This is a genomic window from Asaia sp. HumB (genome assembly GCF_030263835.1).
In the GTDB taxonomy this organism is placed as follows: Bacteria; Pseudomonadota; Alphaproteobacteria; order Acetobacterales; family Acetobacteraceae; genus Asaia; species Asaia bogorensis.
Genome location: NZ_JARPML010000002.1, coordinates 1,167,501 through 1,188,762, shown reverse-complemented (window position 1 = coordinate 1,188,762; position 21,262 = coordinate 1,167,501). Strand labels below are relative to the sequence as shown.

The 21,262-nt window shown below is 60.8% G+C and carries 22 protein-coding genes and 1 other RNA gene; 10 read left to right on the top strand and 13 right to left on the bottom strand.

Annotated features, from left to right (window positions below; all coding sequences use genetic code 11):
* Window positions 1–2 precede the first annotated feature (2 nt).
* Window positions 3–188 carry a hypothetical protein gene (locus P5689_RS06425; RefSeq protein ID WP_285532532.1) on the top strand — a complete coding sequence of 62 codons (186 nt, stop codon included), beginning with the start codon at window positions 3–5 and terminating at the stop codon, window positions 186–188.
* Here P5689_RS06425 and P5689_RS06420 read toward each other — a convergent pair.
* The 10 genes from P5689_RS06420 to efp all read right to left on the bottom strand — a co-directional run bounded on the left by P5689_RS06420 (window position 185) and on the right by efp (window position 13,604).
* The gene (locus P5689_RS06420) at window positions 185–1,543 is read right to left on the bottom strand and encodes an NCS2 family permease (protein WP_285532531.1); all 1,359 of its coding nucleotides are present in this window, start codon (window positions 1,541–1,543) and stop codon (window positions 185–187) included. The genes P5689_RS06425 and P5689_RS06420 overlap by 4 nt on opposite strands.
* Before the next feature lie 201 nt (window positions 1,544–1,744).
* Window positions 1,745–3,052, bottom strand: coding sequence for an ectonucleotide pyrophosphatase/phosphodiesterase (locus tag P5689_RS06415; RefSeq protein ID WP_285532530.1), 1,308 nt, complete (start codon window positions 3,050–3,052; stop codon window positions 1,745–1,747).
* Window positions 3,053–3,061: 9 nt separating this feature from the next.
* On the bottom strand, window positions 3,062–5,119 hold the full coding sequence (locus P5689_RS06410) for an AsmA family protein (protein WP_285532529.1): 2,058 nt from the start codon (window positions 5,117–5,119) through the stop codon (window positions 3,062–3,064).
* A 280-nt stretch (window positions 5,120–5,399) separates the two neighbouring features.
* On the bottom strand, window positions 5,400–6,914 hold the full coding sequence (locus tag P5689_RS06405) for a glycosyltransferase family 2 protein (protein ID WP_285532528.1): 1,515 nt from the start codon (window positions 6,912–6,914) through the stop codon (window positions 5,400–5,402).
* A 60-nt stretch (window positions 6,915–6,974) separates the two neighbouring features.
* Window positions 6,975–8,777, bottom strand: coding sequence for a translation elongation factor 4 (gene lepA, locus P5689_RS06400; RefSeq protein ID WP_023979824.1), 1,803 nt, complete (start codon window positions 8,775–8,777; stop codon window positions 6,975–6,977).
* A 106-nt stretch (window positions 8,778–8,883) separates the two neighbouring features.
* Window positions 8,884–9,891, bottom strand: a complete 1,008-nt coding sequence (locus P5689_RS06395; protein WP_285532526.1) for a peptidoglycan -binding protein — start codon at window positions 9,889–9,891, stop codon at window positions 8,884–8,886.
* Between the two features lie 15 nt (window positions 9,892–9,906).
* Window positions 9,907–11,079, bottom strand: a complete 1,173-nt coding sequence (locus P5689_RS06390) for a flagellar motor protein MotA (RefSeq protein ID WP_285532525.1) — start codon at window positions 11,077–11,079, stop codon at window positions 9,907–9,909.
* Window positions 11,076–11,939: a hypothetical protein gene (locus P5689_RS06385; RefSeq protein ID WP_285532523.1), complete on the bottom strand. Its 864-nt coding sequence runs from the start codon at window positions 11,937–11,939 to the stop codon at window positions 11,076–11,078. The genes P5689_RS06390 and P5689_RS06385 overlap by 4 nt, the downstream gene beginning before the upstream one ends.
* A gap of 148 nt (window positions 11,940–12,087) precedes the next feature.
* The gene (locus P5689_RS06380) at window positions 12,088–12,918 is read right to left on the bottom strand and encodes an inositol monophosphatase family protein (protein ID WP_023979274.1); all 831 of its coding nucleotides are present in this window, start codon (window positions 12,916–12,918) and stop codon (window positions 12,088–12,090) included.
* Between the two features lie 119 nt (window positions 12,919–13,037).
* Window positions 13,038–13,604, bottom strand: coding sequence for an elongation factor P (gene efp / locus P5689_RS06375; RefSeq protein WP_023979275.1), 567 nt, complete (start codon window positions 13,602–13,604; stop codon window positions 13,038–13,040).
* Between the two features lie 185 nt (window positions 13,605–13,789).
* On the opposite strand from efp, the gene P5689_RS06370 reads away from it, so the two are divergent.
* Complete coding sequence (locus P5689_RS06370) at window positions 13,790–14,722, top strand: DNA/RNA non-specific endonuclease (RefSeq protein WP_285532521.1); 933 nt, start codon at window positions 13,790–13,792, stop codon at window positions 14,720–14,722.
* Here the strand turns inward: P5689_RS06370 and P5689_RS06365 are convergent.
* The gene (locus P5689_RS06365) at window positions 14,708–15,796 is read right to left on the bottom strand and encodes a lysine-2,3-aminomutase-like protein (protein ID WP_285532520.1); all 1,089 of its coding nucleotides are present in this window, start codon (window positions 15,794–15,796) and stop codon (window positions 14,708–14,710) included. The two genes, P5689_RS06370 and P5689_RS06365, sit on opposite strands and share 15 nt — an antisense overlap.
* Window positions 15,797–15,848: 52 nt before the next feature.
* Here P5689_RS06365 and epmA point away from each other — a divergent pair, with 52 nt between their 5' ends.
* The 3 genes from epmA (at window position 15,849) to P5689_RS06350 (ending at window position 18,060) form a co-directional block, all read left to right on the top strand.
* Window positions 15,849–16,832: an EF-P lysine aminoacylase EpmA gene (gene epmA, locus P5689_RS06360; RefSeq protein ID WP_285532519.1), complete on the top strand. Its 984-nt coding sequence runs from the start codon at window positions 15,849–15,851 to the stop codon at window positions 16,830–16,832.
* A 113-nt stretch (window positions 16,833–16,945) separates the two neighbouring features.
* Window positions 16,946–17,362, top strand: a complete 417-nt coding sequence (locus tag P5689_RS06355) for a hypothetical protein (RefSeq protein ID WP_374709064.1) — start codon at window positions 16,946–16,948, stop codon at window positions 17,360–17,362.
* A gap of 149 nt (window positions 17,363–17,511) precedes the next feature.
* Entirely contained in the window at window positions 17,512–18,060 is a 549-nt protein-coding gene (locus tag P5689_RS06350) for a fasciclin domain-containing protein (protein WP_285532517.1), read from the top strand.
* On the opposite strand, the gene P5689_RS06345 is transcribed toward P5689_RS06350, so the two are convergent.
* The gene (locus P5689_RS06345) at window positions 18,029–18,619 is read right to left on the bottom strand and encodes a thiamine phosphate synthase (RefSeq protein ID WP_023979297.1); all 591 of its coding nucleotides are present in this window, start codon (window positions 18,617–18,619) and stop codon (window positions 18,029–18,031) included. The genes P5689_RS06350 and P5689_RS06345 overlap by 32 nt on opposite strands.
* A 25-nt stretch (window positions 18,620–18,644) precedes the next feature.
* On the bottom strand, window positions 18,645–19,046 hold the full coding sequence (locus P5689_RS06340; RefSeq protein WP_146926693.1) for a hypothetical protein: 402 nt from the start codon (window positions 19,044–19,046) through the stop codon (window positions 18,645–18,647).
* 61 nt (window positions 19,047–19,107) lie between these two features.
* Between P5689_RS06340 and P5689_RS06335 the strand changes: the two genes are divergently transcribed.
* From P5689_RS06335 to P5689_RS06315, 5 genes are all read left to right on the top strand, one after another.
* Window positions 19,108–19,335: a hypothetical protein gene (locus tag P5689_RS06335; protein ID WP_062165414.1), complete on the top strand. Its 228-nt coding sequence runs from the start codon at window positions 19,108–19,110 to the stop codon at window positions 19,333–19,335.
* A gap of 2 nt (window positions 19,336–19,337) precedes the next feature.
* On the top strand, window positions 19,338–19,679 hold the full coding sequence (locus tag P5689_RS06330) for a cell division protein ZapA (protein WP_023979294.1): 342 nt from the start codon (window positions 19,338–19,340) through the stop codon (window positions 19,677–19,679).
* Window positions 19,680–19,689: 10 nt separating this feature from the next.
* A non-coding RNA gene (gene ssrS / locus P5689_RS06325) (6S RNA) lies at window positions 19,690–19,846 on the top strand.
* 1 nt (window position 19,847) lies between these two features.
* On the top strand, window positions 19,848–20,423 hold the full coding sequence (locus P5689_RS06320) for a 5-formyltetrahydrofolate cyclo-ligase (protein ID WP_285532513.1): 576 nt from the start codon (window positions 19,848–19,850) through the stop codon (window positions 20,421–20,423).
* Window positions 20,420–21,235: a TIGR00282 family metallophosphoesterase gene (locus P5689_RS06315; RefSeq protein ID WP_031241143.1), complete on the top strand. Its 816-nt coding sequence runs from the start codon at window positions 20,420–20,422 to the stop codon at window positions 21,233–21,235. Before P5689_RS06320 ends, P5689_RS06315 begins: the two co-directional genes overlap by 4 nt.
* The last annotated feature ends 27 nt before the right edge of the window (window positions 21,236–21,262 follow it).

Below are 21,262 nucleotides of genomic sequence, written 5' to 3'. Positions count from 1 at the left end.
GCTTGACTGAGTCAACGATTATCGAGGCAGAGTGGTTGGCGCTGGCGGGGTATCACAAGATGACGATCCGCAAGTCTGCGCCGGTTTGCCGTGCCGACGGGATGGCGAGGGCACGGCACACACAGCACATCCTGTGGGTGGGCTGTGTGATGACTGAAGGCCAATGGCTGATCAGGTCTGGTATTTAGCCCTGACCGAGTCCCGTTCGGCTGATCAGGATGAGATAGAACAGGAATACGGCATCGAGCCCGAGCACCATTGGGGTGAGGCGGACAAACTGCCGCGTGACGACGAGCATGAGGGAGTAGAACAGCAGCCCGAGCGCAAGGCTGATCATGAAATTACCGGTGAGCACGGCAATGAGCAGCATGAAGGCCGGCGTCAGCAAGGCCTCCTGCGAATGGTTGGCGGCCTGCCCCAGAGCAGAAAGCATCGAGAGGCCGACGAGGATGAGCACCGGTGCGGTAGCCTCGGGGGGAATCATGACGATGAGCGGCCACAGCACAGAAGAGGCAGCGAAAAGCAGCGCCACGACCAGCGCTGTCAGCCCCGTCCGACCGCCAGCCTCGACCCCCACAAGGCTTTCCACATAGGCCGAGACCGTGCTGGTGCCGAGCGCTGAACCGATGATGCTGGCAGACCCGTCAGCCGCAAAAGCGGCGCGCCCGAGCAGGGTGGTGCCATCAGGCTTTGTCAGACGTGCCCTGTTGGCGACACTGTACATGGTGCCTGTCGCATCGAAAAAGTCGCTGATCAGGAAATAGAGCGTGATGGGCAGCAGCAATTCGAGATGGGAGAAGAAATCTCTGAAGTTGAACGGGAAAAGCAGGTGGGTGGGATAATGGGGCCACTCGACCACCTGGCTTGGCAGGCTTGCCATAGGATGGCCGTTCTTGTGCACGAACAGGCTGACGAGGGTGACTGCCAGAATGGTGATGAGCATCCCGGCAGGGACGCGCATCACCATGAATACACCCGCCAGAAACACGCCGAACAATGTCAGCAGCACTGATGGGTCGCTGAGGGCGCCAAAATGAAGTCCATCGCCTGCCGGGACAGCAAGCCCACCTGTCACCATGCCGATACGGGCAATGAAGATCCCGATAGCGACCTGAATGCCGAGCACGATCGGTTCGGGAAAAGCCTGGATGATGCGATGCCGGAGTTTCGTTACGGATAGCGCGGTAAAGGCCACGCCTCCGAGCAGCACGATGGTGAACGCCGTGCGCACATCGACATGCATCTGTTTGACCACGATCTGGGCAAAGATCGCATTGCTGCTCATGGCGGGGGCCAGCGCAATGGGCATATTGGCAAACAGGGCCATGAGCAGCGTGCCGCAGATGGCTGCGGCAATGGTGGTCATGATCATGTCATGCTGGGCGAGCCCGGCATTGGCCATGATGGCGGGGTTGACCGCCATGATATAGGCCATGGCACCGAATGTCGTGAGACCAGCCAGCACTTCACGCTGAACGGTCGAGCCGCGCTGACCGATACTGAAGCGACGTTCCAGCCAGGAGGAAAAGGGAGAGGCAGACACGTAGGGCGGGCTCCAGGCAGGAAAGGGGCGTCGCGTTCTTCTAGGTGGGCAGGGGGCGTGACGACAAGGGGTATGAGGCGTCTCTCCTTGGTTCCTGCATCATAACCGGCGCATCCTGTTTCATCTCACGGCCGGGATGCCATTTAGACAGGCAGACCGGCGGGCCAGTAGCCCGCTAGCAGGGCGGTTTGACGATCGAAGTTACTGGATCGCACGATAACTGTCCCTCAGGCCGCTCTGCAGGGGGGTGAGCGTGCCATCATTGTTCTCAGGCAGCAGGCCAAGAAGCATCATGACCAGTGGATAGACATCGACATTGTCGATGGTGGGCAGGGTCTTGTGCGGAACGAAGGCCGGGCCTGCTGCGATGAAAGTGGCCAGCATGTCCGGGGCCTGGTTGTCGTAGCCGTGCCCGCCTTTCGAGATGTGATCATGGGCATCGCGGGCAAGCGTCCAGCCATTTTCAGCCAGGCAGAGCCAGGCAGGTACGCGTGGATTGGTGCCGTAATGCAGCCGGGGCGGGATCTGAGCCTTGGGCCAGCAGGTTACGTGCTCATGAGGCGCGGACAGGGCGCGGGCAAGCTCGCGTTCATGCCCCGGAACAGGATTGATGCCGGCATAAGGGCCTGCTGTGACCACGTTCATGGCCTGCGCCGGCGCAAGAGCGGCAAGGGAAATGACGCGTTGGGAGCTGAGCGCCGTCATGCCGTGATCGGAAACGATAATGAGATTGGCCTGGACGTGACGTTGTTTCAGGCCAGCGATCAGGACTCCAAGCGCGTCATCGACTTCATGAATGGCCTGTTTGGTTTCGGGCGCAAAGGGGCCATCCACATGGCCGTGATGATCGACCCCGTCGAAATAGAGCAAAGACAAGGCCGGGCGCTTTTCAGCCGGGCGGTCGAACCATGAAAGGACTGTCCCGACGCGCTCTGCCGGTGTGATCTTATGGTCGAAATGGTACCAGATTTCGGGGCGCGTGTTGAGAATGGGGACATCCGAGCCCGGCCAGAAAACAGAGGCACTCATCAGACCATGCATCTGGGCGGTGACCCAGGCCGGTGTGCCGTTATTCCACCATCGTGGATCGTCGACGCCGGTATGATGCCCCACACTGAAGGTCTCGCCGGGGATATCCGGGTCCGTCATGGTGTTGCCAACCACGCCATGATGGTCCGGGCGCAATCCAGTGACCAGCGTATAGTGATTGGGGAAGGTGATGGACGGGAAGGAAGGGCGCATCGGCGCGAACACACCCTCATCCGTCAGACTGTCCAGTACCGGCGTGTCGTCATGATGGAGGTAATCGGGCCTGAAGCCGTCGATTGAGACCAGGATAACAGGTGGCAGGCCGCTCTGGGTGTCTGTCTTGGCAGGTGTGGCGGGAGCCTCGCAGCCAGCCAGACATAACAGAGCGGTGAGGAACAGGGATTTGCGCGCCATCCATGCAGACTGGCAGGATGGCGCTTGTTGATCAATCGTGATGATGCGGGTGACGCCCGATATCACGCTCCTGTCTCAGTTCTGCTTCAGGCGTTCCTTCCAGACAGAATGGATCTGCTTGCGGCTCAGTCTCTTGCCCTGGGGCTGTGACGCGGGGGCATTGGGCTGGACGGTTGCAGCGCCAGCGCCGGTCGTGCTCCCCGGCTTGATTCCGGCAGCCGGGTTGGCATTGGCCTGACCCAGGGCATCCTCACATGCACTGCCCTTGCCGACACCGAACTGGATGGTGGGCAGGAGGGCCGCCGGAGGGAAAGCAATGGCCAGCCCAGCCGTAGCAGCGGCACGACCGATGATTTCGGCCCCCGGCATGATGGTCGGGCTTTTGATCGCGCCGCTGATATTAACTCGCCCGGGGAACGAGAGGATGTTGAACGAGGTCGAGCGGGTCGTGACGTGATAGTCCAGTGTCTCGTTGCGCAGATTGACGGTTCCGCCACCCAGCGTGCGGGTATTGTTTGTCATGAGCAGCAGGGAGTTGGTGCTCAGGATACCCTGACGCAGCGGCATGTCCGCAATGAAGCATTTCAGGTCGGAGCGCTGGGGGATGCCGAGTGCCGAGAGAATGGCACTGCCCACCTTGAGCCCCATGAGGTCGGGCAGAAGCGCAGAGACATCACCACCATGATCGACCACCAGCGTGACGCCACCATCACCATGGCCGAGGAGCGAGGCAATGGAGTTGCCGGTTGCGGCAAGGGTAATATGGCCACCAAGCGTGCCCTCACCCTTGAAGGTTTCTGTAGCCTTCATCAAACGCTGGATCGACAGGCGCGACACGTCGACCTTGAAATGGGTCTTGAACTGGCCATTCGCGACGGGATCGAGCGCACCGGACAGGCCCAATGTGCCGTTGCCCACGGCGAAATTGAGCTTGTTGATCGTGATCGCACCGTCCTGCACAACGATATCGGCCACGATATCGTCAAGTGGCATATCCTTGTTTTCGATATGGTCGCCCTTATAGACGAGATGCGCATTGACCGAGTTCAGCTTCGGGACGTTGATGGGCGTCGAGGGAAGGATACGGTCGCTTGTCGCGGCCTTCTTGCTCTCTTCATGACCGGGCTTGGCTCCAATGAACCCGCCGAGATCCTTCAGATCCACATTGTGCGAATGCAGGTTGGCATCGACCGTGATGGGCTTGGTTTGAGGATCGACAGCAATCGTGCCGCCGATATCCGATGAACCCATCTTGCCGGCAAAATTGGTGAAGCGGATATGGGCCGCCGTGTAATCGAGATTACCCGAGATGCTGTAAGACGGCGTTTGTGGGATGGGAATTCCCGTCAGGGCGTAAAGCAGCGACATGTCAGGACCTGCGAAATGCAGGACGAGTTTCGTGCCCTTGAAATGCAGGGGGTCATCAACCGAGCCGCGGAGCGTGACATAAGTGGGTCCGTTTTCCAGTCGGGCATCAATAGGATAGGGACGGGTGGAATTGGTGAGCGTCAGGAGCGAGCCACCCACAATATGGCCGGAGATCGGTGCCTGCGCATAGCGCCCCTTCAGATCGACGACGATGGTACCATCCTGATCACCCTTGGCCGGCGTCGTATGAAGCAGGACATGCATATCCGTCTTCAGCTTGGCCATGGCGACGCGGATATCGCCATCGGTGATCGTCACCGTGCCGATTTTGGGCAGAGGGGTAGATTGCTGCGGCGATGCGGGCTCGGGCTTGGCGTTCGGATCGGTGAACGTATAGTTATTGCGCCCGTTGGCCAGCGCGACGATATCGCCCTTGGGCGTGTCGAGCGCGATCAGAGGCACCTCAAGCCCTTTATGGGTAATGTAATGCCAGACATTGACGGCCACCGTCGCTTTTTTGGCGCTGGCGAACAACTCTTTTTCTGACTCGAAACCTTCGGGCTGATGGATCTGAAGGTCATCGACCGCGACTGTTGTCGTCAGGCCAAGTCGGACATGCAGGTGAGCAATGGTGACGGGACGGTGCAGGGCTGCACTGGCACGCCGGTTGACCAAGGGTACGAACCAGTCCCAGTTCCACAACAGAATGAGCAGTACGAGAATGACTGCAAGTGCGCCTGATATGATGGCAAGCGCTCTGTGCACAGGGCGTCGCCGTGGCGGGTTCGGGGGGTTTCCGGTTTCTGCCACGGTCTGTGCCTTTCTGCTGCCTAGGGACGCCGATAAGAACAGAGGAGGCAGAAGGGCGTATCGTCGGAGCCGTTTTCCCGGCACCCGCGATGCAACAACCAACACGCCACCCCTGTCCGGGGTGATCCGTTGATTACGAGATTGGCAGAAAGGAGTTCCGGAGAAGCCTTATGGCGGCTTTGTCAGGTAGCCGGGAAAACCCGCTGGTCAGTCGCCCGGGATTCGCGTTTCGGTCTCAGGCCTGGGCGAGCCACGGCGGAATCAGGCCGGGATAACGGGTCTGGAGCAGCCCCCGCTTGGAGGTGGGCAGGTGGGCAATGGCACAGGCTATGGCATCGGCCTGAGGCGCCCGCAGCAGATCGAGCCCGAGGCAGAAATCATGAAGCGTGTCGCCATAACTGCGCAGGGCATGGAAGGGGCGGATGCGCGATAGGATAGATTGCGCGGGTGTTACGGGCTGGGGGGTGAGCCTGAGCGATGCCGTCGGCTCGAGCGCCATGGCGCCGGTTTCGTCACGCGAGAGCCATTGCGCACTGGCTGGGAGGAAGAGGGCCATTGCCTGCGCGTCATCATCGCATGCGTCTGAATGGACGGGCACCCAGTGGGTGAGGAACGCACCCGGCGCTGTGGGGGCTGTGTCGATGGCGGAGGGCAGGAGAAGGAAGCCATTCGGCTGAGACAGATCGTCATCCTGACGGGCCTCGACATGCTCCATGACGAGCAGGACCTGCTGCCCCTCACTCGTGACGTCACCAGCCGGAAGGAAGGTCAGGCGATGCGAGAGGGGATCATAAGCCAGTGTCTCACCGGCCGATGTGACGAGTGAGGCAAAACGCAAGGGACGTGGCGAGGTCATGCTCTGATGACTGCGTATGCTCAGCGAGGTGTCAGGCATGAAGCTCAGGCTGTTCTCCTGAATATCCTTGCGCATGCGCCAATAGAACGTATCGAGCATGACCCGCCCGAGACGGGCCGCGTATTCGCGAGTAGCCGCCAGGAAACGCCGGGGTTCGAGATCCTCGACCTCGTTGCGGTTGAAATGCGACCACAAATCGGGTGTTGCCTGACCTGGAGTGGGGAGTCGGGCAAGGCGGCTGGTGTAGTGTGTCAGATTGCGCGTCAGGTAATGCAGGATACGCGCACCCTGCCAGTTTACCGGGGCCTCGGGGTCGAACAGGGTGCCATCGGCCCGGTAATAACGCTCCGACGCAATAGCCCAGTGACAACCATCGATGAACTGCCCGGTGAAGCAGTCAGGGCGAATGAATGTCTTGCCTGGACGATGATCCGCGAATTCCAGCGGCGCACGTCGCGTATAGGCAGAGGTCGGCGACTCGGTCGGGCGGGTAACATGGCCGTTGGAGCCGAAAATGGACCAGTTGAGAAAGATGCCGTCGGCCTGATCGAAGCGGGACAGAAAGCTGCTCATATCGGGAGCGGATTCAGGAGAGACGTATTCGTCGCTCTCGAGGCAGATCACCCAGTCGAACCGGTTCCGGCAGGACTCGATGGCAAGGCCGTAAGCATCGGATCGACGCTCGGCGTAAGAGGATTTGTCGTCAGGGCGAGTGCGCTGCGGCTCGACGGGCAAAATAGACGCTGCGCTCTGAATGACATCCCATGTGCCATCGGTGGAATGATCGTCAATCACGATCAGCGCATCGAAGCCGACCGCCAGATGATGGGCCATCCACCAGCCGATATCGTCAACATCATTCTTGACGAAAACGATCGCAGCAGTGGAGGCCATCGGGGAAATCCTTCTTTTCTTGTTATTCCTGCGGCAACCCTGGGAAGGGTCAGGGAAGTCTCAATCCATTTTCAGCGCGGCGAGGAAGGCGCTCTGCGGGATTTCCACCTTGCCGAACTGACGCATGCGCTTCTTGCCTTCCTTCTGCTTCTCCAGAAGCTTGCGCTTGCGCGAGATATCGCCGCCATAGCACTTGGCCGTCACGTCCTTGGACAAGGCACCCAGTGTCTCACGCGCGATGATGCGTGAGCCGATGGAGGCCTGAATAGCGATCTTGAAGAGCTGGCGGGGGATCAGATCCTTGAGCTTACCGCAGATGGCACGGCCACGCGTTTCAGCAACGCTGCGATGGGCAACGAAGGCGAGGGCATCGACGGGTTCCTGATTGACCAGAATGGAGATGCGCACAAGATCACTCTCCTCATAGCCATCGATCTGATAGTCGAAGCTGGCATAGCCGCGCGTCAGTGACTTGAGGCGGTCATAGAAATCGAACACCACTTCGTTGAGCGGCAGGCGATAGACAGCCATGGCGCGGTTGCCGACATAGGTCAGATCCATCTGGATGCCGCGACGTTCGCTGCAAAGCGTGAGCACGCTGCCGAGATATTCGTCCTGCACCAGAATGGTGGCCTTGATCCACGGCTCCTCGATCTTCTCGATCTTGCCGGGGTCAGGCATGTCTGCCGGGTTATGCAGATCTTCCTGCGTCCCGTTGGTCAGGTGCATCTTGTAGACCACGGACGGCGCGGTTGCGATCAGGTCGAGATTGAACTCGCGCGACAGGCGCTCCTGGATGATCTCCAGATGCAGCAGACCAAGGAAGCCACAGCGGAAGCCGAAGCCAAGGGCCGCCGAAGTCTCAGCCTCGAAATGGAACGAGGCGTCGTTCAGGCGCAGCTTGGCGAGCGAGTCGCGCAGCTTCTCGAAATCATCGGCGTCGATGGGGAAGAGACCGCACCACACCACAGGGATAGAAGGCTTGAACCCGGCCAGGGGCTTGTCGGCAGGGGTACGATCAAGGGTGACGGTATCACCCACCGCCACATCGGCCACCGTCTTGATGGCGGCATTGATATAGCCCATCTCGCCCGGGCCAAGGGTTTCGACTGCGGTCATCTTGGGCAGGAACACGCCCACCTGATCGACGTGATAGGTCGAGCCAGCCTGCATCATGCGGATCTTGTCGCCACGCTTGAGCGTGCCTTCCATGATGCGCACGAGAATGATGACGCCGAGATACGGGTCATACCAGCTATCGACCAGCAGAGCCTGGAGCGGCTTGCTGGCATCGCCCTTCGGTGGGGGCAGACGTGTCACGAGGGCTTCAAGCACGCCTTCGATGTTGAGGCCGGTCTTGGCCGACACCTCGACAGCGTCATCGGCCGGGATGCCGACCACTTCCTCGATCTGGGCGCGCACGCGCTCGACATCGGCGGCAGGCAGATCGACCTTGTTCAGAACCGGAACGATCTCGTGATTGGCGTCAATCGCCTGATAGACATTGGCCAGTGTCTGGGCCTCGACGCCCTGCGAGGCATCGACCACCAGAATGGAGCCCTCGCAGGCGGCAAGGGAGCGGCTGACCTCATAGGCAAAATCGACATGGCCCGGCGTGTCCATGAGGTTCAGGATGTAGGTCTTGCCATCCTTGGCCGGGTAGGTCAGGCGCACGGTCTGCGCCTTGATGGTGATGCCGCGCTCCTGCTCGAGCTCCATATTGTCGAGCACCTGCTCCTTCATTTCTCGTGCCGTAAGCGCACCGCAGGCCTGGATCAGACGGTCAGCCAGCGTGGACTTGCCGTGATCGATATGGGCGATGATCGAGAAATTGCGGATCTGGGAGAGGGGCGTGCCGGTCATGGCGCGATACATAAGCGATTGCGCCGTTCTTGTCATTGGGGAGAAACCGCCGCCATACGATTTCTCCCTGACGTTTCATTGCCTGTTCAGGGCTGCTTTGAGGCCTTCAGCGATCGGTCAGACGGAATTCGATGCGGCGGTTACGGGTATAGGCGGCTGCCGTATTGCCTTGGTCGAGCGGCTGATAATCCGAAAAGCCGGTCGCTGCGAGATGATGCGGGTCCACGCCCTCGCGGATGAGCACCTTGACCACGGTAATCGCACGTGCGCTCGACAGCTCCCAGTTGCTGGGGAAGGCGGTATGAATGGGCTGCTTGTCGGCATGGCCATCCACGCGCAGAATCCAGGGAATATCGGCCGGGATCTGGCTTGAGACCTGCTTGAAGGTACGGGCCAGCGCCGCAATTTCCTTTTCACCCTCTGGCGTCAGATCGGCGCTGCCCTGAGGAAAGAGAATGGAGCTCTGGAAAACAAAGCGGTCACCAACAATCTCGACGCCTTTCTGGTTTTTCAGGATATCCTGAAGGCGACCGAAGAACTCTGAGCGGTAGCGCTTGAGCTGATTGACCTTGTCGGCCAGCGCCACGTTGAGCTTGTTGCCCAGATCCGTGATCTGCTGGTCGCGTGCCGTGACATCTTTTTTCGCGATATCGAGCGCCTGGCCGATGGCGAGTAATTGTTGGTTGAGCTGTTCGAGCTGTGATTTGAGTTCGGCAATAGTGGCCTGATCGGATTGCGTGGCCTGACCGGCAGCGGCGAGCGCCTGCTCCTTTTCAGCAATGGTGCCATTCAGCGTGGCAAGCTGCTGTGTGAGCACATCAGCCTGACGCTTGGCACTGTCGCGATCGGTCGTGAGGCTCGCCACCATCGAGCTGAGCTGCGTGTTCTTGGCCTCAGTCATCGACAATGTCTGCTGCAGGGCAGCGAGTTGCTGGCGCAGGGCATCGAGCGAGTGGGTGCGTTTGCTCAGGGCCACGGACAGGAATTGCTGGCCCAGCACAAAAACCAGCAAAACGAAGGTGACCACCATGAGCAGCGTGGAGAGGGCGTCCACATAGCCGGGCCAGGCATTGAGTTCTCCGCCGTGGGAGCTGCGTCTTGAGCGTCGTGCCATGAGAGCCGCCTCGCCTTATTGCGCCGAAGGGGGGATGACCGTTGACCCGCCGGGGCTGGTGGCGGCGATGGTGCGCGCCAGAACGCGCAGATCATTGCGGATCTCGCCAGCCATCTGGGCACGTCCACTGTGAAGCTCGTCGATCAGGCGTACGATATGGCCCTCGATTCGGCTGAATTGCTCGCGGCTGTCCTTCGCATCGTTAAAGGCTGTCGTGCCAGGTGTTGCGGCCTCGCCGACATGCTTGAGGAACGGACCGAGGAGGGCTTGCCCTTCCGCCACACGGTTCATCATCTTCTGGTTCGACTGGAGCAGGTCCGTCATGGCCTTGAGGCGCTCCTGCAGCCCGTCCATGACCTGAAGTTGCTGCATGCGGCTTTCCTCGCTGCGCGAGACGACATTCTGCAGGGTTTCGAGATTCTCGGCTGTCTGTTCCAGCAAAGCCTGCACATAGGCGGGCACTGAGGCATCGCCTCCTTCGATCAGGGTGCCGCCCTGCTTGGTGATACCGACCAGCCATTCCTCGACTTCATTGAAGAACCGGTTCTGGGCCTGGCCTGCGTTGAGATCGAGGAAGCCCAGGATGAGCGCTCCCGCAAGACCGAACATCGAGCCCGAGAAGGCGGTGGACATGCCCTTGAGAGGTTCGGCAAGGCCGGTTTTGAGCTGGCCGAACATGGCGTCCAGATTGCCATCACCCACGCTCATGCTGCCAATCACCCCGGCAATGGAGCTGACCGTGAGCAGCAGGCCGTAAAACGTGCCAAGTAGACCCAGATAGATGAGCAGGCTGGTCATGTAGCGCGAGATATCGCGGGATTCGTCAAGGCGGCCCGAAAGACTGTCGAGCGTGGCCTGAGCCGACTGGTGCGACAGGCTCAGCCGACCTGTTGCCGTGCGGGCCGCGAGATTACGCGCCAGCGCGCCAAGCAGGCGAGGGGGCTGGGGCTGGGCAAGGCCGGTGCGGTTCACACGCAGCTGATCGACCCATTTCACCTCGGGCATCAGACGCAGCACCGTGCGCAGATTCCACAGGATGCCAATGACCAGCACACCGAGAATCAGTCCATCCAGCGCCGGATTGGCAAAGAAGGCGGCATAGAGCGTCTTGCTGAGCAGGGCGGCTACGGCTGCGACGAGGACCAGAAAGATCCCCATGCGCAGGAGGTAAAGGGTGGGGCGGGTCATGGCGTGGGGGTCCTCGATGCGGTTCCGAACTGGGCTTCAGAAATCGGGGCCGGTACGGCACCCTCGGCGACGATGTCGAGACGGTCTGCCGGTGCCGTACCGGGCTTTGCCAGACCGGTGGCACGCGGATAGATGCGCGTAGTAGCCACGCCTTCGCGTATCAGGATGGAGCGCACGACCAGTGCGCGGGCAAGCGCAATACGGCGCGGGGTGGAAAGATCCTCATTTGTGCCGCTGGCCGAGGCCCAGAGCGTGACACGCAGGGTGGGCTTGCCTGCCAGCACCCTGGCTTCATCGCGCACAGCGTCGATCATGGCCTGACTCATGCCGCTGCTATTGGCATCGAACAGCACACGCAGGCCGTTTGCCTGCTTCTCGACCTTGCCCTTCGATGCCGGGTCGGGCTTGACCTCCTCAGGCGGGACAGGGGGGTGAGTCGGTACGGTCACGCCGGGCGGCGGAATGACAACGGGGCGCGGGGGCTGGGCGGGAACATCCGGTGGTGCGCCGACGCGCTGTGCTGCAGGGGCGCGGGGTGTTGCGGCCGGTGCACTCTTGCCGGGCAGATTGCTGTTGGGTGCCGGGTTGGTGGCCGAGGACGTAGCCGGATGGGACGGGGCAGATTTGCCCTTGGTGGCGGAGCTTGTATCCGCTTTACGCTCGCTCTTGTGGTCTGCCTTCTCGGTCTTGCCTTTGGAGGCTTTCTGGGAATTCTTCTGCGATGCTGATTTCGCCGCAGGCTTGGCTGCGGGGATGGCATCATCATTGGAGGTGACCTGCGCCTGTACAGGCATCGCGGTCAGCAGGGCAGCCGGAAGACCGGCCGAAAACAGGAGGGAGAGGAGGATCGGCCGTTTCATGACCGGGTGATCCTAATCGCGCTCCCCCCGCGCTAGCAATGGGGAATGAGATCTCGTTATCCCGATGGTTCCCACGCTATCCGGTTTTATTTGCGGAATAACCGGTTTTCGTAGCCTGCCCACGCCGGAGCGCGGGCAGGTTGGGATCTCAAGCCTTGCGGGTCAGGGCGTCGAGCACGATCTTGCGGATCGGTCCATGCAGGTGGCCGTTACCGGCGACCAGCGTCACGTCATTGTCGAGATCGGTGATTTCCAGACCCTCCGGATCGGTCACGTAGCCACCAGCCTCGCGCACGATCAGCAGACCGGCCGCGCAATCCCAGGGCTTGAGGCCGATTTCCCAGAAGGCTTCATAACGACCGGCAGCAACCCAGGCGAGGTCGAGCGCTGCGGCACCGAAGCGACGGAAACCTGCGACATGGGGCATGAGTGCCGCCAGTGTGCGACCGAACGGCAGACGGCGATCGGCGGGTGTCTTGGCGAAGGGAATGCCGGTGGCGATGAGCGATTCGGACAGGTCACGACGTGCCGAGACGCGAATACGACGCTCGTTCAGGAAGGCACCAATGCCCTTCTCTGCCCAGAACATCTCATTGGCGGCAGGATTATAGACCATGGCAGCGGCAATTTCGGTCGAGCCATCGGGGTGGCGACGCTGCAGGGCGATGGAAATGGCCCATTGCGGAATACCATGCAGGAAGTTCGATGTGCCATCCAGAGGATCGACGATCCAGCGCCATGTCCAGTTCTCACCGCCCGAATTGCCGCTCTCTTCCATCAGGAAGGCGTAGCCGGGGCGAGCACGGGCAAGTTCCTCACGGATTGTCTGCTCGGCACGCAGATCGGCCTGCGAGACGAAGTCACCGGGGCCCTTGATGCTGACCTGAAGCTGCTCAACTTCGGCGAAATCGCGAAGGAGACGCTTGGCTGCTTTTTGCGCAGCATTCTGCATGACGGTCATATGCGGCGAGAGACGCATGGCAATAATCCTGATGAGAAACTGTGAAAGAGCAGGGTAGTCGTATTGAGGCCAAGCCCGGCAGGCAGGCTTGGCCTTGCGGGGGTGCAGCGTGGCTGCGCCCCCGTTTCAGAGGGTGATCAGGCCTTGGCGCGTTCGACGTAGGAGGCGTCGTCCGTACGGACAACCACGCGCTCACCGGCTTCGATGAAGGGCGGCACCATGGTCTTGACGCCATTGGACAGCATGGCGGGCTTGTAGGACGAGCTGGCCGTCTGGCCCTTGACCACAGGATCGGCCTCGGTGATTTCGAGCGTGACGTGCGGCGGCAGGGAAACGCCAACCGGGTCGCCTTCAACCAGCTTCACGTTCAGCTCCATGTTGTCCTGCAGGAAGGGCAGCTGGTCGCCGAAGATGTCCTTGTGCAGCATTACCTGCTCGAAGGTTTCCGGGTCCATCAGGACGATGTTGTCACCATCCGTGTAGGAATAGGTGTAGTCCTTGTCTTCCGTCATCAGGCGCTCGACGGTGTCGGCGGTGCGCCAGCGCTCATTGGTCTTGTTGCCTGTGTTCAGGTCGCGCATTTCGACCTGGATGAAAGCGCCACCCTTGCCCGGCGTGATGATCTGCTGCTTGAGAACCGTCCAGCGACGACCGTCATGCTCAATAACCTGTCCGGCGCGAATCAGGTTTGCCTGCTGCTTCATGGAAGAAAGATCCCGGGAATCGTGATGTGGATACGACGGGTCTGTGCCGCCGTGAAAGGCGGGGTTCTAACGAAGCGGGCGCTCAAGAGCAAGCAAGATGCATGGTCTGCCCTCCGGGATGCCGCGCTGGAGGCGCTGTGTGCGACCTGGTTGTGTATTTGCAAAGTGACAGCTAGAGCGCAGCCATGCGGTTTCGATCTTCTTGCGTGTTTGCCCTCTCCGGGCTGGGTCTTGTTTTCTGGGGTAGTTCCGGCGCCTCGGGCTTTGCGGGCCTGTCGCGCGCCTATGCCGAGGCTCCGGCTTCAGCTGAACAGACGCCAGGCACGGTTGCGTGCGCGGCAGATTTCTCCGGTGGAATTGCGCCGACCCTGACGGCACCCGCCCCCACAACGCGCAATACGTTTCTGTGCAACACGGATTTCGCTGTTCTCGTGTCCGGGGTCACGCATGAACCTGTCTGGGTGGCAGAGCATCTTACCCGTGACGAGATACGCCATGCCCAGCATCAATTGCGCGAGGGCAAATTTCACGAGGAAACACGCCAGCCGGAGGCGGACAGGGCCCGTCTGGCCGATTACCAGCGGTCCGGGTTCGACCGCGGGCACATGATGCCGAGCGGTGATGCCCCCAGCCGGGCTTCACAGCAGGAGACATTCTCGCTTGCGAATATGGTGCCGCAGACACCTGACCTCAATCGCGGCCTCTGGGCCGGGGTCGAGAAGAAGGTGCGCGAGCTCGTGCTTTCAGAGGGTGAGGCCTATGTCGTGACGGGGCCAGCCTATCGTACGCAGACCCCTGCCCATATCGGACCCGGTGAACTGCCCGTGCCGACCTCGACATGGAAGGCGGTCTATCTGCCGTCCCGCCAAGCGGTGACGGTTTATGTGTGCAAGAACACTCTCTCGCCATCCTGCACGCAGGTTCCTGTTGCGACGCTGGTCAGGGTGACAGGGGTTGACCCGTTTCCGACCCTGCCAGCCTCGATGCGTGAAACGATCACCCGCATGGCCGATCCCGAGACACAGCCCTATCGTGTCTCTCCCGCACTTCGCCGTTTGACGATGCGGGTGCTCAAGGGGCTGATAGGCGAGATGTTCTCCGGTTCATCCCCGCTCTGACGGGATGGCGGGCAGAGTGTGGGTGTTGCCCGCCGGGTCCTGCACGGCGCCGGGCTGCGTCTTGGGGTGGTAGTAATCCGGCCCCAACGGCACCTTGCCCGCACCGCCCGGGATATCGAGCACGTAGGTTGGCCAGGCGAGGCCTGTCACGCGGCCGCGCAGGCGGGCCAGCAGGGCACGCCCCTCATCGATCGGCACATGGAAATGCGATGTGCCGGGGGCGGGGTCGAGCTGATGCAGGTAGTAGGGCTTGATGCGGGCGGTAACGAACGCACGAAGCAGGGCCTCCAGCGCTTCCTCGGTGTCATTGACACCGCGCAGCAGGACCGACTGGCTGAGCACCGGTATCGCGCGACTCTGGATCTGCCGTATGGCGGCGCGAGCCTGACCCGTCATTTCGCTTGCATGGTTGGCATGGAGCACGATCCACAGGGCGCGATCGGTTTCGAGAGCGTCCAGCAGGGCCGATGTAATCCGTGCGGGGTCGGCCACAGGCACACGGCTATGGATGCGGATGGTCTGGATATGGGGCATGGCCGACAGCGCCTCGATAATATGGCGCAGTCGACGCGGGCTCAGCATGAGTGGGTCCCCACCCGTCAGGATGATCTCACTGATGGCGGGGTGATCGGCAATCCAGTCCAGTGCCGTGTTCAGGGCCTCGTCTGAGAGGAGTCCACCGTCCGGCCCCACATGCTCGCGCCTGAAGCAGAACCGGCAATAAAGCGGGCAGACCAGCAAAGGCTTGAGCAGCGCGCGATCGGCATAGCGATGAACGATACCTGGTACGGGAGAAAGGGCGTCATCGCCAATCGGGTCATGCAATTCCCATGGGGCGGTCTGAAGTTCGGCAGGAGTCGGGACAACCTGTCGCCCGATCGGATCATCCGGATGGTTGATCAGATCCAGAAAGGCCGGTGGGATGGCTGTGGCGAACTGGCTGGAGAGAGCCTCAAGCGCCGAAGCCTGATCCGGCGGAACGAGTCCAAGCGCAATCAGCTGCGATGGCGTGCGCACGACAGGGCGTGGCCCGGCGTTGCGCGGTTCGGCGGGGGGATTGACCTTTTCTGGCATCAGGGGGCTGTACTTCAGGCACAACTGTTTTCGCAACCGGAGAGCGCATATCATGGCGGGACGAAACGCAATTTCAGACAGGCTGCCGCTCTTGCAGCGTCGCGCCCTGCTGCAACGTGGTGTGCGTGCCTTTTTCGACGCCCGCAATTATCTGGAGGTGGAGACGCCATGCGCGGTGCCTGTGCCGGGTGAGGAGGTGCATCTGCGCTGCTTCCGGACCGAGCTCGAGCGACCCGATGGCACGACAGAGCCGCGCTACCTGCACACCAGTCCCGAATTTGCGATGAAGCGCATTGTGGCGGCTACCGGGCTCGCGGTTTTTCAGCTGGCGCGTGTCTGGCGCAATGGCGAGCAGAGTGCCTTGCATGCGCCTGAATTCACCATGCTGGAATGGTACAGGCCCGGGGCGGGGCTCAACTCCCTGATGGATGAAACCGAGGCGCTGTTGCAGCATTTATTGCCGCCCACCCTGACCTGCGGCGATACCACGATCAGAATTGACGCGCCTTTCGAGCGACTGACGATGGCCGAGGCGTTCAGGCGCTATGTCGGGGTCGATCTGCTGGGTATTGGCAACGACGCCGCCCGTCTGGCGCAGGAGGCCGGCACGGTCTTGCGCGTCGGCGAGACATGGGAGGATCTTTTCTTCCGATTGCTGCTGGAGCGTATCGAGCCGCATATCGGGCGTGATCGACCGACTTTCCTGACGCATTGGCCTGCGGCGCAGGCAGCGCTTTCGCGACGTGACCCGGAAGATCCGCGTGTGGCGCTGCGTTTTGAGCTCTATGCCGCAGGAATCGAGTTGGCCAATGCCTTCGAGGAGTTGACCGATCCGGTGGAACAGCGTGCGCGCTTTGTGGCGGACAGGGAGCGGCGGATCGCTCTGACGCCGGATCAGGACTGGCCGCTCGACGAGGCTTTTCTGGCTGATCTGGCGGATCTTCCGCCGTGCAGTGGGATTGCATTGGGGTTTGACCGGCTTGTGATGCTGGCAACCGGCGCGCCGCGCTTGTGTGACATTGTGTGGTTTTCTTAAACCTTATGATAGCAATGCACCTTTTTGAGGGGCAAAATCGTTCTCATGGCCTACAGTGGCGCCAGCTTCGAACTGATCCGGCAGGCGGCTTCAGCTTCGGAAAGGGTATCAGGATGATGAAGAAAACAGTTTTTCTGTCGTTTGCTGCGCTGCTGACCCTGTCGGCATGCGATGTTCCGACCGTTCAGCAACGCAAGGTGCTGGATTCCATGATCGGCAAGAGCGATGTGGATGTGTTGCGGACTTTCGGCGTGCCCACGCGCACCTATCAGGCCAGCGGTCATGACTTCCTCGCCTATATCGACAACGAGACCAACTACTCACCGGGTACTGGTGGCTGGGGTTGGGGCTGGGGTGGCGGCCCGTGGGGCGGCTATGGCGGCTGGGGCGGCGGCTGGGGTGGTTATGGCGGCTTTGGCGGTGGCTTTGGCGGCTTCCCGCCCAGCTATTACAATACGACCTGTCAGACGACTTTCGAGCTGACCAATAGTCGTGTGGTCGGCTGGACCATGCGTGGAGATGGATGCTGAACCTTATGTTGCCGACTAGAACAAGAACAATAAGAACACGGGTGTTGGGCGGGGCAGTGATGGCTCTTGCTCTGGCCGGGTGCGAGAGCAGGGCTGCCCAGGACCCTCTGTATATCAAGGGTTCACTCTCCGCTGTGCAGATGCCGGCTGTGAGTAGCAGTCACATGTACCACGCCTCGACCAAGAGCGAGACGTCGAGCCCGGTTGCCTATCAAGAACCCCCGACTTTCTCGTTCAGCGACAGGCCGCTGCTGGACAACATATCGGCGTCTCTGGAACTGGCCGACTACCGCAAGGCCCTGCGTCAATCGGCCATGTTCGCCCGATTGGGCCGGAACGGGCCCTTTACGGTGTTCGCCATCCCCAACGAGCCCTTCGAACGCTATGCAGCGCAGGTGCCGGGTGGGTTGATGAACCCGCAAAACGCGACGACCCTGCGACAGATACTTGGTTACACGATCGTACGGGGCAACTGGTCACCAGCCGGACTGAATGCCACGATGAAACGTCTGAAGAGTGACCGCATCGCGCTGAAGACACTTGGCGGAGATGCGCTCACCCTGCAGCGCGACGCGTCGAGCGGGCAATTCACGCTGGTGAATATGACCGGTCGTGTCGCCAGAATCTGGCTTAATGGCGCCCCGCAGTCCAACGGGACGCTTTATATCACCCAGGATATTCTTCCGCCGCGCGGCTGACGATATCGCTCAGTCTTGCCCCGGCTTCGTCGGCATCGACGAAGCTGAGGGGGACGGCGAGAAAATCGACATTGGCCTTGAACATGGCGATTGCCTGTTCCTTTGTCTCAATGTCCTCGGCGATGACCGGCAACTCCATCATCTGTGACCACCATGCGGCCAGATCAGGCGCATTGGGGGCTATGGCGATATAGTCAGCGCCCAGTTCGCCTGCGCTCATGGCCTCGTCACGGCTTGTGCCACAATAGACGCCAAGTTGCAGATCGCGCCCCAGTTCTTCACGGGCAGTCAGGCATTGGGCCGGGCTGCTGGTGAGGTGCACGCCGTCGCAACCCAGCTCATGCGCTAGAGCCGGCAGGTCGGTCAGGATCAGGGCCGTGCCGCTGGCCTGCACGGTCTCGCGAATGGCATGCACACAGCTTCTGGCACGGGTCTCATCGGTTGTGGACAGACGGAGGGCGGCGGGGGTCCAGCGCTCAAGCACTTTCGCCAGATCGGCCAGCTCACGTGACGGGTCGAAATCCGGCATTGTGACCAGATAGAGTTCGCAAGGCAGCATGGTGGCAATCCGTCCGATAGGGCGCTCAGGACTCTGGCGCGAGATATTGGTGAAGCTGTCCAATCCGGTAAGCGTTATAAGGCGGCCTGCCAAGAGCGAGTGCAGCGGGGCGTGTTGTCAAAAGATGGCCACCGCACTGCCGTGCAATATCGCGCACGGTCTCGATAGAGGGGGCATCTGCCGTGCATATCACCCATTTCTGACCCTCCCGCAGGGCGCAGGCTGCGAGTGAGGCGGCGTAACCAGCATCGAAAATCGTGGGTACGGTAAGGCCCTCGGTCAGGGCGCACCACCACGGAAACCCCATGATGGGCCCAAGCCCCTCACCGGATATGACTGCATAGGGGACGCTGAAACCCGACTGGCTGAGGAGCGGGAGGAGCGAGTCATCCGAGAGAGCGACAATCCTACGGGGAAGATGTTGCACCGGCTTCATGCTTGACCTTGTGACATTATGAGAGCTTCTCTAGCACAAGCGGAAACCCGGTGTGGATGATGAGGCCATTTTGACGGATCAGACCGATAGCGCCACAGGACAGGCAAGACCTGAGGACCGGATCGAGCAGGCGCTCGATCGCATCGCCTATGCTCTGCATCATCCGCAGGCGAACGCGCCTGAGCCCATGGACTGGCAGCCTCTTGCGGCCAATATCGAAGCGCTTCGGCTGCGGGTACGGGACATGATCGAGTATCTGGCTGATGAGGAGGCTGTCTGATCATGGCACAGGTTTCCATTCGACTTAACGGCTATTCCTATACAATTGGCTGCAAGGATGGCGAGGAGCGCTATCTTCAGGATCTGGCCAGGCAGGTTGAGCGGCGTATCGATCGTGTGCGCGGGCTTGGCACGCAAGGTGGCGAGTCATGGACGCTCGTCATGGCGGCGCTGTTCATGGCGGATGAATTGCATGATCTGGCCAAGGAAATTCTGCCAACCACCACGAATGAGCGCGTCCAGCGTGCCGAGCGCATCATCGCCGAGAATGAATCGCGCGAGCAGAAGCTTAATTTGCTGGCGGAGCGTGCCGAAGGCATTGCAGCCGAGCTGGAGAGTGCCTAGTTAGTGTCGGGTGGGACTGCCGGGTACGTCAGGCAACTCAACCCCTGGGCCGATAAGCACTTCCTTAGGGAGCTGGCTCTGTCGTGATCGTGGTCATGATATCTGGCGCCCACCTGCGTGAGCAGGTCCGGGAGGGCTGAAAGACCGACGGCCATGGTGGTTCCACACATGAATATCGATCAAGAAAAGCAGGCTCTGCGCCGCATCATGCGACAGCGCCGGATCGAACGCCCCATCTCCCCCGCTGGAAACACGGCCCTCAACAATAATCTCGCCATGCAGATTCTGGCTGAGCCAGATCTGGGCCAGATCGGTTGCATCTGGCCCCTCCCTGGTGAGGCGGACCTGCGCGCCTTGTGCCATCTGCTCTTCAACGCCGGGCGGCATGTGCTGCTGCCTGAGACAACGCCCAAGGGAGAGCCTCTGCTGTTTCGACGGTGGAGGCCGGATTGCGAGATGGTGGCGGGGCGCTTTGGAACACACCATCCCGATGGCGATTACGATCGCCCTGATCTCGTGCTGGTGCCGCTGCTGGCGTTTGATCGGACATTCAATCGGCTTGGTTATGGCGGGGGGTATTACGACCGTACTCTCGACGCGCTGAAATGCAGGGCGTTCGGCTTTGCGCTGTCATGGCAGGAAGTGGCTTCGGTGCCCGTGGGCGCGCATGACGAGCCCCTCGACCGGATCGTGACGGAGCGGGAAATTATCAGACAACAGGCCGGGGAAGGCAGAGCAGGGTGAGACTACTTTTTCTTGGGGATATTGTGGGGCGTTCGGGCCGTGAGGCGGTCATGGCGTGTCTGCCAGCGTGGCGTGAAACCCTGAAGCTCGATGTCGTGGTGGTAAATGGCGAAAACGCCTCACATGGCTTTGGGCTCTCCTCTGCTATAGCCACCGATCTGTTCAAGGCGGGGGTCGATGTGATCACGCTGGGAAACCATGCCTGGGACAAGAAGGAGCTGCTGCGCGAGATCGACGCGGAGCCGCGTATCATTCGGCCGCTGAACTTTCCGCCGGGCACGCCGGGGCAGGGGTCCTTCGTGATCGTGCTCCCCAACGGGCGTAAGGTGCTCGTGATCAATGTCATGGGGCGTCTTTTCATGGACCCGCTTGATGATCCCTTCCGGGCCGTCACGGAGTGCCTGTCGCGTCACAAGCTTGGCATGACCGCCCATGCCATTATCGTGGATCTGCATGCCGAGACAGGAAGCGAGAAAATGGCATTTGGTCATTACCTCGATGGCAAGGTCTCGCTTGTGGTGGGTACGCATACCCATGTGCCGACGGCTGATTATCGTATCCTCTCGAAGGGGACGGCTTACCAGACCGATGCAGGCATGTGCGGCGACTATGACAGTGTAATTGGCATGGGCAAGGAAGCCTCGCTCTATCGCTTCGTACGCAAGCTGCCGGGTGAGCGCCTGCAACCGGCCGAAGGTGAGGCGACCGTGTGTGGGGTTTTTGTTGAGACGGATGACCGGACGGGGTTGGCGGTGAGGATTGAGGCGGTTCGCGTTGGTGGTCATTTGAGTCCTGCGTTTCCTGTGGTGTGAGTTTTTTCCTTTTTTTTGGACTTTTTT